The 13610-nt window shown below is 68.4% G+C and carries 12 protein-coding genes and 2 pseudogenes; 7 read left to right on the plus strand and 7 right to left on the minus strand.

Annotation, left to right across the window (positions count from 1 at the left end):
* Positions 1-46: 46 nt before the first annotated feature.
* The 3 genes from STRTU_RS04130 to STRTU_RS04140 all read right to left on the minus strand — a co-directional run bounded on the left by STRTU_RS04130 (position 47) and on the right by STRTU_RS04140 (position 3020).
* The gene (locus STRTU_RS04130) at positions 47-1582 is read right to left on the minus strand and encodes a S1 family peptidase (RefSeq protein WP_246240106.1); all 1536 of its coding nucleotides are present in this window, start codon (positions 1580-1582) and stop codon (positions 47-49) included.
* Positions 1583-1739: 157 nt separating this feature from the next.
* Complete coding sequence (locus STRTU_RS04135) at positions 1740-2336, minus strand: hypothetical protein (RefSeq protein WP_246240107.1); 597 nt, start codon at positions 2334-2336, stop codon at positions 1740-1742.
* A 261-nt stretch (positions 2337-2597) separates the two neighbouring features.
* Positions 2598-3020, minus strand: a complete 423-nt coding sequence (locus STRTU_RS04140; RefSeq protein WP_159742283.1) for a secondary thiamine-phosphate synthase enzyme YjbQ — start codon at positions 3018-3020, stop codon at positions 2598-2600.
* A gap of 146 nt (positions 3021-3166) precedes the next feature.
* Between STRTU_RS04140 and STRTU_RS36100 the strand changes: the two genes are divergently transcribed.
* The 6 genes from STRTU_RS36100 (at position 3167) to STRTU_RS04165 (ending at position 9063) form a co-directional block, all read left to right on the plus strand.
* On the plus strand, positions 3167-3256 hold the full coding sequence (locus STRTU_RS36100) for a putative leader peptide (RefSeq protein WP_367790477.1): 90 nt from the start codon (positions 3167-3169) through the stop codon (positions 3254-3256).
* 270 nt (positions 3257-3526) lie between these two features.
* Entirely contained in the window at positions 3527-4447 is a 921-nt protein-coding gene (locus STRTU_RS04145) for an ABC transporter permease (RefSeq protein WP_246240108.1), read from the plus strand.
* Complete coding sequence (locus STRTU_RS04150) at positions 4420-5301, plus strand: ABC transporter ATP-binding protein (RefSeq protein WP_246240109.1); 882 nt, start codon at positions 4420-4422, stop codon at positions 5299-5301. The genes STRTU_RS04145 and STRTU_RS04150 overlap by 28 nt, the downstream gene beginning before the upstream one ends.
* A gap of 157 nt (positions 5302-5458) precedes the next feature.
* On the plus strand, positions 5459-6505 hold the full coding sequence (locus STRTU_RS04155) for an ABC transporter substrate-binding protein (RefSeq protein WP_159742284.1): 1047 nt from the start codon (positions 5459-5461) through the stop codon (positions 6503-6505).
* Between the two features lies 1 nt (position 6506).
* Positions 6507-7712 (plus strand): LLM class flavin-dependent oxidoreductase, encoded by a 1206-nt coding sequence (locus STRTU_RS04160; protein WP_159742285.1) that lies wholly within the window; start codon positions 6507-6509, stop codon positions 7710-7712.
* Positions 7713-7860: 148 nt separating this feature from the next.
* Complete coding sequence (locus STRTU_RS04165) at positions 7861-9063, plus strand: NAD(P)-binding domain-containing protein (RefSeq protein ID WP_159742286.1); 1203 nt, start codon at positions 7861-7863, stop codon at positions 9061-9063.
* 335 nt (positions 9064-9398) lie between these two features.
* On the opposite strand, the gene STRTU_RS04170 is transcribed toward STRTU_RS04165, so the two are convergent.
* The gene (locus STRTU_RS04170) at positions 9399-10739 is read right to left on the minus strand and encodes an MFS transporter (protein ID WP_159742287.1); all 1341 of its coding nucleotides are present in this window, start codon (positions 10737-10739) and stop codon (positions 9399-9401) included.
* A gap of 104 nt (positions 10740-10843) precedes the next feature.
* A pseudogene (locus STRTU_RS04175) lies at positions 10844-11157 on the minus strand (cupin domain-containing protein).
* A gap of 100 nt (positions 11158-11257) precedes the next feature.
* On the opposite strand from STRTU_RS04175, the pseudogene STRTU_RS04180 reads away from it, so the two are divergent.
* A pseudogene (locus STRTU_RS04180) lies at positions 11258-11455 on the plus strand (AraC family transcriptional regulator); the annotation flags it as partial.
* A gap of 154 nt (positions 11456-11609) precedes the next feature.
* On the opposite strand, the gene STRTU_RS04185 reads toward STRTU_RS04180, so the two are convergent.
* Positions 11610-11993: a hypothetical protein gene (locus tag STRTU_RS04185; RefSeq protein WP_159746678.1), complete on the minus strand. Its 384-nt coding sequence runs from the start codon at positions 11991-11993 to the stop codon at positions 11610-11612.
* A 367-nt stretch (positions 11994-12360) separates the two neighbouring features.
* Positions 12361-13524: an NAD-dependent formate dehydrogenase gene (locus STRTU_RS04190; RefSeq protein ID WP_159742288.1), complete on the minus strand. Its 1164-nt coding sequence runs from the start codon at positions 13522-13524 to the stop codon at positions 12361-12363.
* Positions 13525-13610 lie beyond the last annotated feature (86 nt).

Raw genomic sequence — 13610 nt, forward strand, 5'->3', positions numbered from 1 at the left:
TGCGACGGGAGCACTCGGCGCCCTGTCGCGTCTCGCGGCGTGGGCGTCAACCGACGATCTTGACCTCGCGGGGCTTGGTCTCGGGGGACAGGCCCGGGTAGATGCTGAGGGCGCCGTTCTCCCGTCGCACGAGCACGTCGTGGATCCGCTCGTTGCCGACGAAGGCCCCGGCATTGACGACGGTGGCGTCGTCCCAGTCGGTCTTCGGCTTGAACAGCTGACTCTCACCGTGGAACCCCGCGGTGTCGACCCCCGGGTAGATGGTGGCCTCGCCGTCCGACCACCGCACCAGCAGGTCCATGGTCTTCTTGCCGGTGAACTCTCCGGCGCTGATATGGGTGGCGTGCGGCCAGGTGGTGTTCTTGTTGACGATCACCTTCTGTGCCTTGTCCGCCACGCCGTTGGTGTCGAGGTCGGGGTGGAGCGTGACGCGGCCGTCGTCCCAGGTCACCAGCAGGTCGTCACGCTGCTGGTCGGTCGAGTAGCGGCCCGCCGTGATCTGGGTGGCGTGCGGCCAGAGGGTGTTCTTGGCCTTGGCGAGCTGCTTCTCGCCGTGGAAGCCCTTGGCGTCGACGTGGGTGTACTGCGTCAGCTCACCGTCGCCCCAGCGCACCACCAGCCCGTCCGTACCGCCGCCGAAGCTCGCGCCGGTGATCTGCTTGGCGTGCTGCCAGATGCTCGTCTTGGGCGGCTTCGGTGGCTCGGCGAGCTGGTACTCGGCGGCGAAGGGGTGGCGGGGGTCCTTGTCGTCGGAGCCCTGGTAGAGGGTGACTTCCGCGTCGTTCCAGCGCACGATCATGTCCATGTGCCGGGTACCGCCGGCCGAGCCGCCGGTGAAGTACCCCGACGCGATGTGGGTGGCCTTCTCCCACGGCGCGGCGGCGAAGACCGGGCGGTAGCGGACCTGCTGCACCCAAGCACCCAGGTCATCCACCCGGGCGTCCACGGCGCCGGTGCGAGTCTCGGTCGGGGCGGTGCCCAGGCACCCACCCTGCCAGGACACACTGTTGACGGCTACCAGCTCCACCCGGCCACCGCTCTCCCGCAGCGCCGGACCTCCGGTGTCGCCCTGGCACACGGCCGCGCTCTTACCGGTGATCTCCAGCGTCCCGTCCTGCACCGCGTCGACCGTGAAGGCGGCCGCGTGCAGCTTGTCGGGCACCCACTCGGTCGCGGTCCGCCCAAAACCGATGACCTTCAACTCCTCACCCTGAGCGGGAGAAGCCGAGGCAAGGGTCACGGGCGTGATGCCGCTGACCGGCTTCGCCAGCTGGGCCATCACCACATCGCGCCCCGGATAGGGCACCACCTGGGTGACGTCGGCAACCGTTCCTGCCGAACCACTCAGGTCGGTCCGACCGACGGTCACCGAGGTCTTCCACTTGGGCGCACCCTCGGTGACCTTCGGGCTCTTGGGGTCGTCGGCGAAGCAGCCGGCGGCGGTGAGCACCCATTGCTTGTCCACCAGCGCACCCGAGCAACTGCGCTTGCCGTCACCGATGCCGAGCTTCACGGCGAACGCGTAGGTCTCGCCCGAGGCGGCGGTGCCACCTGCGACTGCGTACGCCGGCACGCCCGTCATGAAGGAGGCCGCGCATAATCCTGATATCCACGCGGCGCGCGAACGTCTGCCCATCACTGACACTTTCTGTTCGATCGAGGAAGGGGGCACAGTTCCGGGCACGCTCAACAGCGTGCCCCTGCCCACTTGGTGCCGGAGAAGTTGCCGCCCGACGGCGTCAGCTGGTGACGCGGAGCTCCACAAGGACTGAGCGCTTCTCGGAGTTGCCGGCCTCGCCCAATGGCTTGTAGTCGTTCTTGGGCGCGTTGATGACGGTTTCCTTGCCGTCTGCGGTGATCGTGGCCTGCACCGGGTGCCCCACGGTCCACATCCCGAAGGCGTCGGCCAACTCCATCGTCAGATAGCCCTTGGTGCCACGGACCGCAAAACAGTAATCCACCTGGCCCGTACGGGATTTGACCATGATGTCGTAGGCGGAGTCGCAGCCGGTCAGCACGATGTGACCGTCGCCCCGCTTCAGGGAGATCTTCTGATCCTGCAGGATCCGCGCGGCGTTCGGGTAGCTGAAGTCCTCGACCGCGGAGGGCATCTCGGTTGCGGTCGCGGACGGCGGATCGTCCTGCGGGGCGGCCTGCGCAATCGTCAGGCCGGCCATCACCGCCGACAGCGACATTGCGCCAACAAGGCTGGCTAACAGCGCTTTTCGGGCACGAGCTATCACTACGGTGTCCTTCCGGCTAAAGGGTTGGATATCAACATGTGTCGTTACAGTGAAGAAGTAAAGCATATGTAAGGCATATGTGAACGTGTTCATGACTCGTTCGTGACGGTGGCTGCCAACTTCCGCCCGAACGAGATGCCGGGCCCTGGACGCACGAGCATGCGCGGGAGGGCAAGATCCGGACCAGGCGCGGACCAGTCCCCAGAGTGTGGGGTCGTTGCAACACTCAGACAGGCCAACGCCGCCGGGGACGCATGTATGCGGGACTACGCACCCCCGCCACTCACAGGACGGCGTTCGATGCTCCCGACTGGCGAATGAGCGAAAATTCCTGCCCCTCGGGAGGCAGGAAGGTCACCCCAGGAAGCTCAACCGGACCCGACGGTCCGTGTTGCTCGTGTTCGTGTCGACCAGGCAGACCGACTGCCAGGTGCCCAGAGCCATGTGACCCGCTACGACGGGGAGGGTGGCGTGGGGTGGGACCAGGGCGGGGAGGACGTGGTCGCGGCCGTGGCCGGGGGTGCCGTGGCGGTGGTGCCAGCGGTTGTCGGCGGGGAGGAGGTCGCGCAAGGCGGCCAGGAGGTCTTCGTCGCTGCCTGCGCCGGTTTCCAATACGGCAATGCCGGCCGTTGCGTGCGGCACGAAAATATTCAGCAGGCCGTCGCGGCCCTCAGCTGTTTCGCGGAGGAAGGCGGCGCAGTCGGCGGTGAGGTCGGCGACGGTTTCCGTGGTGCCGGTGGTGATGTCCAGGGTGCGAGTGGTGAATGCGGTGCTCATGCGTTCATTTTCGTATGGATGGTGCGTCCTCGTCCGTACCCCCGAGGGGTGTCGTTCGCAATGCCGGATCCATGCTGCGGCAACAAAGGTCCATCAGCCGAGACGGTGTTTGACCCCTCTTTGAGCACGCCGCTACGTTCAGCGGCATGTCTTCATCAGCCCTGCTCACCACGCGCGGTCATATCGACCTGCTGCGGGTGGCTTCTGCCGCGTGTCGCCGCGGCGGCCGTTGCTGATGCGCTCTGTGTTGTTGACGCGCTGCTGTCGCTGAGGGCGTTGCGCGTGTGCGGCTGAGGGCTTTTTCGGTCGGCTGAGTGGGCCGGTTGCCCGTGTTTCGCCAGTGATATTGCTGGTGGCTGGTTCTGGTGGCTGGTTTCTGGGCGCCGCGGTATTGCGCGGACTGTGTGTGATCGCGCCGGTTCTTCCCCTTCCCCCTCTCCCTTCCCCTCTCCCTTCCCCTTCCTCCCTTTTTCCCCTTCTTGGGTTGAGCTTTCTGCGGAGTGTTTATGACTCTTGATCAGGCCGTGCGCGGCGGCCATGCCCCGCCCGATTCTTCCGGTCATGCGGTACGGCCGTCACTCGGCAAGGAGGCTGCGGACGACGCGGCCGTGGTGAGCGATGGGCCCGTGCTGGAGCGGGTTGTCGCGGTCTCGGGGCGGCGGTGGGCGGTGCCGCGGTGGTTGCGCCGTGCGGTGGGGCCCGTTGCGCTGCTGGTGTTGTGGCAGGTGCTGAGTGCGAGCGGTGCGCTGGCGGAGGAGATCCTGGCGTCGCCCGGCACCATCGCGGCCACTACCGGGGATCTGGTCGCGGACGGGACGTTGCCGTCGGCGATGCTGGTTTCTCTCCAACGGGTCGCGGTGGGGCTGTTGTTGGGTGGAGTGGTCGGGGTGGTGTTGGCGCTTGCGTCGGGGCTTTCGCGGCTCGGTGAGGACCTTGTTGACGCCACCGTGCAGATGCTGCGGTCCATCCCGTGGGTGGGTGTGATCCCGCTGTTCATCATCTGGCTGGGTATCGGTGAGGCGCCCAAGATCGCGTTGATCTCGCTGGGAGTGGCCTTCCATCTGTATCTGAATGTCTATGCCGGTATCCGTGGCGTGGATGCCCAGTTGGTGGAGGCCGGGACCTCGCTCGGGCTGAGCCGGTGGGGGCTGATCCGGCATGTCGTGCTGCCGGGTGCGCTGCCGGGCGCCATGACCGGGCTGCGCTATTCGCTGGCCACCGCCTGGCTCGCGCTGGTCTTCGGTGAGCAGGTCAACGCCGATGACGGCCTCGGCTTTCTGATGAACCAGGCCAGGGAGTTCTTTCGCACCGACGTGATCGTGGTGTGCCTGGTGGTCTACGCGATCCTCGGGCTCATCGCCGACTTCCTCGTCCGTACCCTCGAAAGGCTGCTGCTGCAATGGCGACCGACGTTCACGGGTCAGTGACCGATATCGCGTACGAGGAGGGGGCGCCGACCGCGCCTCCCGGTGTCGCCGTGCGGGTGGCGGGGCTGGTGCGCGCCTTCGGTGATCATGCCGTCATCGATGACCTTCAACTGGACGTACGGCCGGGTGAGTTCGTGGCGTTGCTCGGGCGCAGTGGCTGCGGTAAGTCGACGCTGCTGCGGGTGCTGGCCGGGCTCGACCGGGAGATCGAGGGTGAGGTGCTGGTGCCGCGCCGTAAAGCCGTGGCGTTCCAGGCACCGCGGCTGATGCCCTGGAAGCGGGTCTGGCGCAATGTGCTGCTGGGGCTGCCGGGCCGGCCCGAACGGGAGGCTGCCGTACGGGCATTGGCGGAGGTGGGGCTCAGCCATCGGGCCGACGCCTGGCCCAAGACGCTTTCCGGCGGTGAGGCGCAGCGTGCGTCGCTCGCCCGCGCGCTGGTACGTGAGCCCGATCTGCTGCTGCTCGACGAGCCGTTCGGCGCTCTCGATGCGCTGACCCGGATCAAGGCCCAGCGCCTGGTGGCCGAGCTGTGGCGGGAGCGGGGCTGTGCGGTGCTGCTGGTCACCCACGACGTGGAGGAGGCTCTGCTGCTCGCCGACCGGGCGCTGGTGATGGAGGGCGGCCGGATCGCGTATGAGACGCCGGTGGAGCTGCCGCGTCCGCGCGATATCTCCGATCCGCGGTTCGGTGCCCTGCGTGCCCGTCTGCTCGACCGGCTGGGTGTGGAGGGCAGCAGGGATGACGTGGCGGGTGGCGGGTCGGATCACGGCCACGGCCACAGCCACGGCCACGGCCACAGCCACGGCCACGGGGAGACCGCGGACGAGGGCTCCGCCGCTGCTGCTGCTTCCTGATGACGCAGCCGCCACCCGCCCCTCCCCCGCGCACCTGATTACGCCCTCGTCGGCCTCACTCCCCCGCGCACATGAAACGCCGATCGGCCCACCACCCCACGGCCGGAGAGCGCACAACCGCCCCTCATCCCACCACCCCGAGCGAAACGGACACCCCATGAGAGCACGCCATATCGCCCCAGCCGCCCTGCTGCTTCCGTTCACCCTGCTACTGGCCGCCTGCGGTGGCGCCTCCCGGGCCGAGGGGGCCGGCGGCGGGACCGGGAGCGGAACCGACGGCAAGGGGTCGCTGACGCTCAACGTCGGTGATCAGAAAGGTGGTTCGGAGGCTTTGCTGCGGGCCGCCGGAGAGTTGGACGACCTTCCGTACAAGATCAAGTGGTCGACGTTCACCTCGGGGCCGCCGCTGCTGGAGGCGGTCAACGCCGGGGCGGTGGATGTCGGCGCGGTCGGCAATACCCCGCCGGTGTTCGCGGCCGCGGCGAAGTCGAAGATCAAGGTGATCGCCGGGTCCCACAGCAGGTCGGACGGCGAGACGATTCTGGTGAAGAAGGACTCCCCGCTCAGGCGGCCGGCGCAGCTCAAGGGCAAGTCGATCGCCGTCGCCCAGGGCAGCTCCGCGCACTACCAGCTCATCGCCTCGCTGAAGAAGGCCGGGCTGACGCCGAAGGATGTCACGCTCAACTACCTTCAGCCGGCGGATGCGCTCGCCGCGTTCACCCGGGGGAAGGTCGATGCCTGGGCGGTGTGGGACCCCTACACCTCGCAGGCGCTGGATCAGGCGGCGGCGCGGGTGCTGACCACCGGGCAGGGCGTCGTCAACGGACTCAGCTTCCAGGTCGCCGCACCGGCCGCGCTGGACGACAAGAAGAAGGCGGCGGCGCTCAAGGACTACACGGACCGGCTGCGGCGGGCGCAGGACTGGGTGTTCCAGCACCCCGACGCCTGGGCCAAGGCGTGGGCGAAGGAGACCGGGCTGCCGGACAAGGTGGCGCTGGACGCCGTCAAACGCACCCGGGGGACGGCGGTCGCGGTCGCCGTGGACAAGGCCGCCGTCGCCTCCGAGCAGCGGATCGTCGACTCGTTCGCGGCGCTGAAGCTGATCCCCCGGTCCTTCGACTTCGGCAAGTTCGTCGACCCCCGATTCAACGGTGACCTGCCGCCTTCCGGCACGGCGCCGCGTACCTATGGAAAGGCTCAGTGAGATGTCCGTACACCTGCATTGGTTCTTGCCGACCGGCGGCGACGGGCGGACGCTCGTCGACCGGCATGCCTATACCGACGGCGGGATCCGGCGTGATCGCATCACGCCGGTGAGCGGGGTACGGGCCCCGGATGTCGAGTATCTGGCCCAAATCGCCAAGGCCGCCGAGCAGTTGGGGTTCGAGGCGGTGCTCACGCCGACCGGTACGTGGTGCGAGGACGCCTGGCTGACGACGGTGGCGCTCACCCAGGTCACCGAGCGGCTGAAGTTCCTGGTGGCGTTCCGGCCCGGGGTGATCTCGCCGGTGCTGGCGGCGCAGATGGCCGCGACGTATCAGCGGATTTCGCGGGGGCGGTTGCTGCTGAATGTGGTGACCGGGGGCGACTCGACCGAGCAGCGGCGGTTCGGCGATCATCTCGACCATGACCGGCGATATGCCCGTACGGATGAGTTCCTGCAGGTCGTACGGGGTGTGTGGGGCGGCGAGCCGTTCGATTTCCGGGGCGAGCACTATCAGATCGAGGGCGGTCTGACCGCGCTGCCGCCGGACCCGCTGCCGCAGATCTTCTTCGGCGGCTCGTCGGCGGCCGCGGGGCCGGTCGCCGCCCGGAATGTGGACGTATACCTCACCTGGGGCGAGCCGCCCGAGGAGGTCAAGCAGAAGATCGACTGGATTCGTGGGCTGGCGGAGAGGGAGGGGCGTACGGTCCGGTTCGGCATCCGGTTGCACACCATCTCGCGGGATTCGTCGAAGGAAGCCTGGGCAACCGCCGGGCGGCTGCTGGACGACCTCGATCCGGGGACGGTGGCGGCGGCGCAACAGGCACTGGGCAAGAGCGAGTCGGTGGGACAGCAGCGGATGCTGGCGCTGCATGGCGGCTCGCGCGAGAAGCTGGAGATCTCGCCCAATCTGTGGGCAGGGGTCGGTCTGGTACGCGGTGGCGCCGGGACCGCGCTGGTCGGCAGCCATGCCGAGGTGGCCGACCGGATCGAGGAGTACCACTCCCTGGGCATCGAGCACTTTGTGCTCTCCGGCTACCCGCATCTGGAGGAGGCGTACTGGTTCGGGGAGGGCGTACGGCCGGAGCTGGCCGCGCGGGGGCTGCTGGAGGCGGGCCGCGGTCCGCTGGCCGGCGTACCGGCCGCCAATGGCCGGCCGGCGTCGGCGCCGGGTGGGGCGCCGCTGCTGATTGCCGGTGGGCGATGAGCGTCGGCGGTCGATGAATGTCGGGGGCGGTCCTGGTGGCCGGGAACCCGGGAACTCCGGCCACCAGGAAGGCCCGCCCCCCGACCAGCCCCAAAACCCGCCCACCCCCACGGGAAGAGCCGACCCCCTCCCCCCCGTTAGTAGAAGCATGAACTACACCGGGGTGCGTGCGGTCGATGTCGTGGTGATCGGTGCCGGTCAGGCCGGGCTGGCCGCCGCCTTTCATCTGCGGCGGGTCGGCTATCGGCCCGACCGGGACTTCGTGGTGCTCGATCACTCCCCCCGGCCGGGTGGCGCCTGGCAGTTCCGGTGGCCCACGCTGACGTACGACAAGGTGCACGGGATGCATGCGCTGCCGGGCATGGAACTGACCGGCGCCGACCCGCGGCACCCGTCGTCCGAGGTGATCGGCGCGTACTTCGACAGCTACGAGCGGACCTTCGGGCTGCGGGTGCACCGGCCGGTGAGCGTGCTGTCGGTACGCGAGGGCGGCGGGGACTCCCCCTGGACGGAGCCTGCCGGAACGGAGTCGGCCGGGACGGAGCCTGCCGGGGCGGCGCCCGCCGGCCCCCTCGGGCAGTCCCGGCTGCTGGTCGAGACCTCGCAGGGAACCTACGCGGCACGCGCACTGATCAATGCGACCGGCACCTGGGACCGCCCGTTCTGGCCGCGCTTCCCCGGGCAGGAGATCTTCGGCGGCCGCCAGCTGCACAGTGCGCAGTACCGGGGCCCGGAGGCGTTCCGTGCGGCGCGGGTCGTGGTGGTCGGTGGCGGGACCTCGGCCGTGCAGCAGCTGCTGGAGATCGCTCGGGTCGCGGCCGGTACGACCTGGGTGACCCGTCGGCCGCCGGTGTTCCGCGAGGGGCCGTTCGGTGAGGAGCAGGGGCGGGCCGCGGTCGCGAGGGTGGCGGAGCGGGTGCGGCAGGGGCTGCCGCCGCGGAGTGTGGTGAGCGTGACCGGGCTGCCGATGACCGAGGCGATCCGGCGGGGCCGGGAGAGCGGTGTGCTGGAGCGGCTGCCGCTCTTCGAGCGCCTCACGCCGACCGGTGCGGTCTGGGACGACGGACGCACGGTCGAGGCCGATGCGGTCCTCTATGCGACGGGTTTTCGGCCCGCCCTCGACCATCTCGCCCCGCTGCGGCTGCGCGAGCCGGGCGGCGGTATCCGTATGGAGGGCACCCGCACGTTCCGTGACCCACGGGTCCATCTCGTCGGTTACGGACCGTCAGCGAGCACCATCGGCGCCAACCGCGCGGGCCGCGCCGCGGCCGTCGACATCCGCAGACTGCTGACGGAAGACCCTCAACTCGGCTACGGAGCAACGTCCTTGACCGGCAGCATCGCCTCGTAGGCGGCCGCGCGATGCGAACAGACGAACGTGCGAGCGAGTGTTCGCCGGTAAGCATGATCGATGAGGTAAGTCCTTCAATTGACTCATAGCGACGAGCCATGATGACGGGGCGCAAACGACGTGCTGCAGACCGTTACGCGCCTCCGGTCGAATTCCCTTGCTGGGCCGGAGAGTTGAGTCCCGCAACTTCAAGGAGACGAATCCCCATGAACATCCTCACCGATCTGCTGGCCAACATCCTGCACATCGTGGGTTGGCTCGTCTGACAGACCGCACCCCCTCAAGGCGCCGCCCGTCCCTGTCCCGGGGCGGGCGGCGCCTTCGTGTCCGCCGGACTACTCCTCCAGCTTCCGCCGGGACGTCTCCGGCAGCGTCAGATAGACGAGGAACGACACCAGGCACAGCGCGGCCACATACCAGGGGAAAAGATCGGCGCGACCGGCCTGCTTGAACCAGGTGCCGACGTAGGGGGCGGTGCCGCCGAAGAGGGCGACGGTGAGCGAGTAGGGGAAACCGATGCCGGCGGCCCGCACCCGCGCGGGGAACAGCTCGACGTTCACGGCCGCAGCGATCGCGGTGTAGCCGGTGAGCAGCACCATGCCCGCGCACTGCACCAGCAGGAGCGAGACAAAGTCGTCGGTGACCAGGTGCAGCAGTGGAACAGCCAGGACGGCGAAGCCCAGGGAGAAGCCGAGCAGCAGCGGTTTGCGGCCGATGCGGTCCGAGAGCATCCCGCCGAGCGGCTGGAGCAGGGCGAAGAAGACGAGCGAGAGGGTGCCGACGGTGAGCGAATCGCCCTTGTCGAAGCCCGCGTTGACCTGTGCGTAGGTGGGCAGGTAGGTGGTCCAGGTGTAGTAGGCGATGGTGCCGCCCACGGTGATACCGCAGATGCGCAGCGACTGGCGGGGGTGGCGGCGCAGCGCCTCGAAGAGGCCGGGGCGTTCGGCCGTCTGCCGGTCGTGAGGGGTCTCCCCTGCTCGAACAGCGTCGAGAGCTTGCGGAAGGGTCTCCTGGGCGCCGCGGCGGATCCACAGCCCGAGCAGGCTCAGCAGCGCGCCGACGAGGAACGCCACCCGCCAGCCCCACTGGCCCATCTGCTGCTCGGTGAGCATGGCCGCGAGCAGTGCCGCGGTCCCGGACGCCAGCAGCTGTCCTGCGGTCGTGGACACGTACTGGAAGCTGGAGAACAGCCCGCGCCGGCCGGGTCCCGCCGATTCGACCAGGAAGGTGGTGGAGGCCGCGAACTCACCGCCCACGGACAGACCTTGCACCAGACGGGCGATGACCAGCACGAGCGGGGCCAGTACTCCGGTGGCCCCATAGGTGGGGGTGAGTGCGACCAGCAGACTGCCGCCGCCCATCAGCAGGATGGTGAGGGTCAGCGCGGTCCGTCGGCCGCGCCGGTCGGCGATCGCGCCCATCAGGAGCCCGCCGATCGGCCGCATGAAGAAACCGACCGCGAAGACCGCGAAGGTGGAGAGCAGCGGTACCAGGGAGTTGCCGGTGCCCTTCGGAAAGACCTGTTCGGCGAAGTAGACCGCGAGGAAGGAGTACGCGTACCAGTCGTACCACTCAACGGCGTTGCCGATGGAAGCGGCGGCAAGCTGCCGCAGCCGTGACGGCGAACGGGCACCGCCGGGCGCCCGGTCCTTGGCCAGATATTCGGCGTTCGACATGGTCCTCCGCTCCCGGTTCTTCTCCGCTGCCGGTCACTGGGGCAGTGGAGCCGCCAGGTGATCATGTACCGCGGGAGGGGGGATGGTCCAGGGGAAGACGGTCCCTAACCCTCGGGGTAGAAGACGAAGAGTGTGCAGCCCGTTGCCGTCTGCGGGATGTGTGAGGAGCCCGCGGGAGCGTGGATGAAGGAGCCGGCGGGATAGTCCCGATCGCCATCATTGAAGACGCCGGAGACGACGAACACCTCCTCGGGGCCCGGTTCGTGCACGTCGATTCCCTGCCAGCAGGTCTGCGGGTCCATCTCCAGCACGTGGGCCGTCGCGCCGTTGTCCCCGCTCCACAGCGGGCGCAGACGGATGCCGGGAAAAGCTCGTGAAGGGGGGCGTCAGCGACGGCGGACCACACATCGCCGGGCATGTTCTGTGCTGTCGTCATCATGTTCTGCTCTGTCGTCATGTGGGACAGCCTGCCGGGCAACCCTTGCCCCGCCGAGTGTCAGCGCGCGCTCCCGGCTGCCCGGATCGACCCGGACGTGCTGTACGTGGACCACGGCGATGTGGCCACCAGCGCGGGCGCAGGGGCCGGTATCGACCTGTGCCTGCACCTGATCCGTACCGACCACGGCGCCCGGTACGCCGCGGACGTCGCACGCCATATGGTCCTGCCGCCGCACCGCGAGGGCGGGCAGCTGCAGTATGCGGCGCCCCCACACCCCGGGTGGGCAGGGCCGGGTGGGGCCGGTAGGGCCGAGGACAGGCCGACGATGCCCGTGAGCCGTCACGCGATGTCGCGCGCGGCGATGAATAAGTGAGGGAGCCCCTGGTACCAGGGGCTCCCTCACTATGACTACGCGCTCCGGTCCGTGACCGTCAGAGCTTTCCGCCGATTTCGCACGCCTGGCAGGGCGGGCGGCCGCAGGTGCACTGCATGATGGCCGCCAGCACGTCGCGGTCGTGGTAGAGGCACTCGTCCTTGCAGGTGTGGCGCGGGATGAAGCCTGCCGGGATTTCGCCCGGCCAGGGCTCATGGCCGTCGCGGCAGCGGATGAACCGCTCGGGGTCGGTGGAGTGCAGGTCGTGCATGCCCGACCGGGCCTCGTCCTCCAGCTCCCGTACCCGCTCCACCAGGGTCCTGAGCTCGGCGGCGATGTCGGTGTACTGGTCGGAGCCGGTCCGCACATGTGCGGAGCGCAGCGCCATGGCTGCGTTGCCCAGAAATCTGCCGGCATCCTGCAGGTCGGTCACGTGGTGCATCTGAATGCCGTTCACGCCACGTACCCACACGGCGTCCGTGCTGGTCACTGATCCACCTTCCCGGCGGTCACCTTGGTTTTCTTGCGAAACGGTATGCGCGGCGCCGGTGCCTTCGCATAAGGAAAAATCATTCCATTTACGGACGCTAAGGGGCGCACCTCGCATCCGTCCAGGAATTTCTGCGTGAGTCGGCTCACAGCAGGGTGGTGGATCTCATGATGGATCTTCTGCTGGAGATTTTTTCGGGAATGCTGGTCTGCTGGTCCAGGAATGTGGGTCCAAGAATGCTGGATCTTTCAAAGACCGCTGGGAATCTTCACTCCTAAGAATCTTCCGGTGTTTTCTCGTCGGGCCCGGCCGCCGTTTGCTATCCGGCGACCGTGTACGACGCCGCTCCCGTCCCGGCGAGCCCGCCACCGTCGACGATCAGGTACTCCGGGCGGACGGGGCGGCCGTCGAACCAGCACTCCAGGATCTCCCGGGTGCCGGCGGAGTAGCGGGCCTGCGCCGACAGCGTCGTACCGGATACGTGTGGCGTCATCGCCTCATACGGCATGGTGCGCCAGGGGTGGTCGGGCGGTGGCGGCTGCGGATACCAGACGTCACCGGCGTAACCGGCCAGTTGGCCGCTGTTGAGGGCCCGGACCACGGCGTCGCGGCTGACGATGAGCGCGCGTGCGGTGTTGACGATGTACGAACCGCGCTTCATGGCGCCGATCAGCTCGTCGTCGAAGAGGTTCTGTGTCTGCGGGTGCAGCGGCGTGTGGATCGACAGCACATCGATCGCGGAGACCAGCGAACGGGCGTCGGGGTGATAGGTCAGCCCCAGCTCCTCCTCGACGTCCTTGTGCAGCCGGTGCACATCGCAGTAGTGGAGGGTGACATCGAACGGCTTGAGGCGGCGCAGCACCGCCTGGCCGATACGGCCGGAGCCGAGCACGCCGACGTGCATCCCTTCCAGGTCGTAGGCGCGCGCCGCGCTGTCCGCGATGTTCCAGCCCTTCTTGGCGGTCACCCACTCATGGGAGGGCAGGTAGTTCCGCACCAGGGTGAGGATCTGCATGACGGCGTGCTCGGACACGCTGATGCTGTTGCTGAAGGTCACCTCCGCCACCGTCATGCCGTGCGAGATCGCGCTCGGCAGGTCGACGTGGTCCGACCCGATCCCGGCGGTGATCGCGAGCTTGAGCCGGGGGGCCGCGGCGATGCGCTCGGGGGTCAGATAGGCGGGCCAGAAGGGCTGGGAGATCACCACGTCGGAGTCGGGCAGCTCGCGGTCCAGTGTGGAGCCCTCGCCCTCCTTGTCGGACGTGACGACGAGGGTGTGGCCCCGGTCCTCCAGGAAGCGGCGCAGTCCCAGTTCGCCCGAGACGCAGCCGAGGAGCTGTCCCGGGGTGAAATCGATGGCTTGTGGGGTCGGTGCGGTCTGACCGCCCGGATAGCCGGTGATGGCGGGAATCTCGTCGCGTGCGTAATCGGGGGGATATCCGCCCACGGGGTCCGGATAGAGCACCGTAAGGATCTTTGCCATGGCCGTCCTCCATCGGTGGGGGGCCACTGCTTCTACAAACCGTCCGGTCACTTCGAACCGGTCGGTGCCGTTGATCAAATTTTAGT

The sequence above is a fragment of the Streptomyces tubercidicus genome (genome assembly GCF_027497495.1).
GTDB lineage: Bacteria > Actinomycetota > Actinomycetes > Streptomycetales > Streptomycetaceae > Streptomyces > Streptomyces tubercidicus.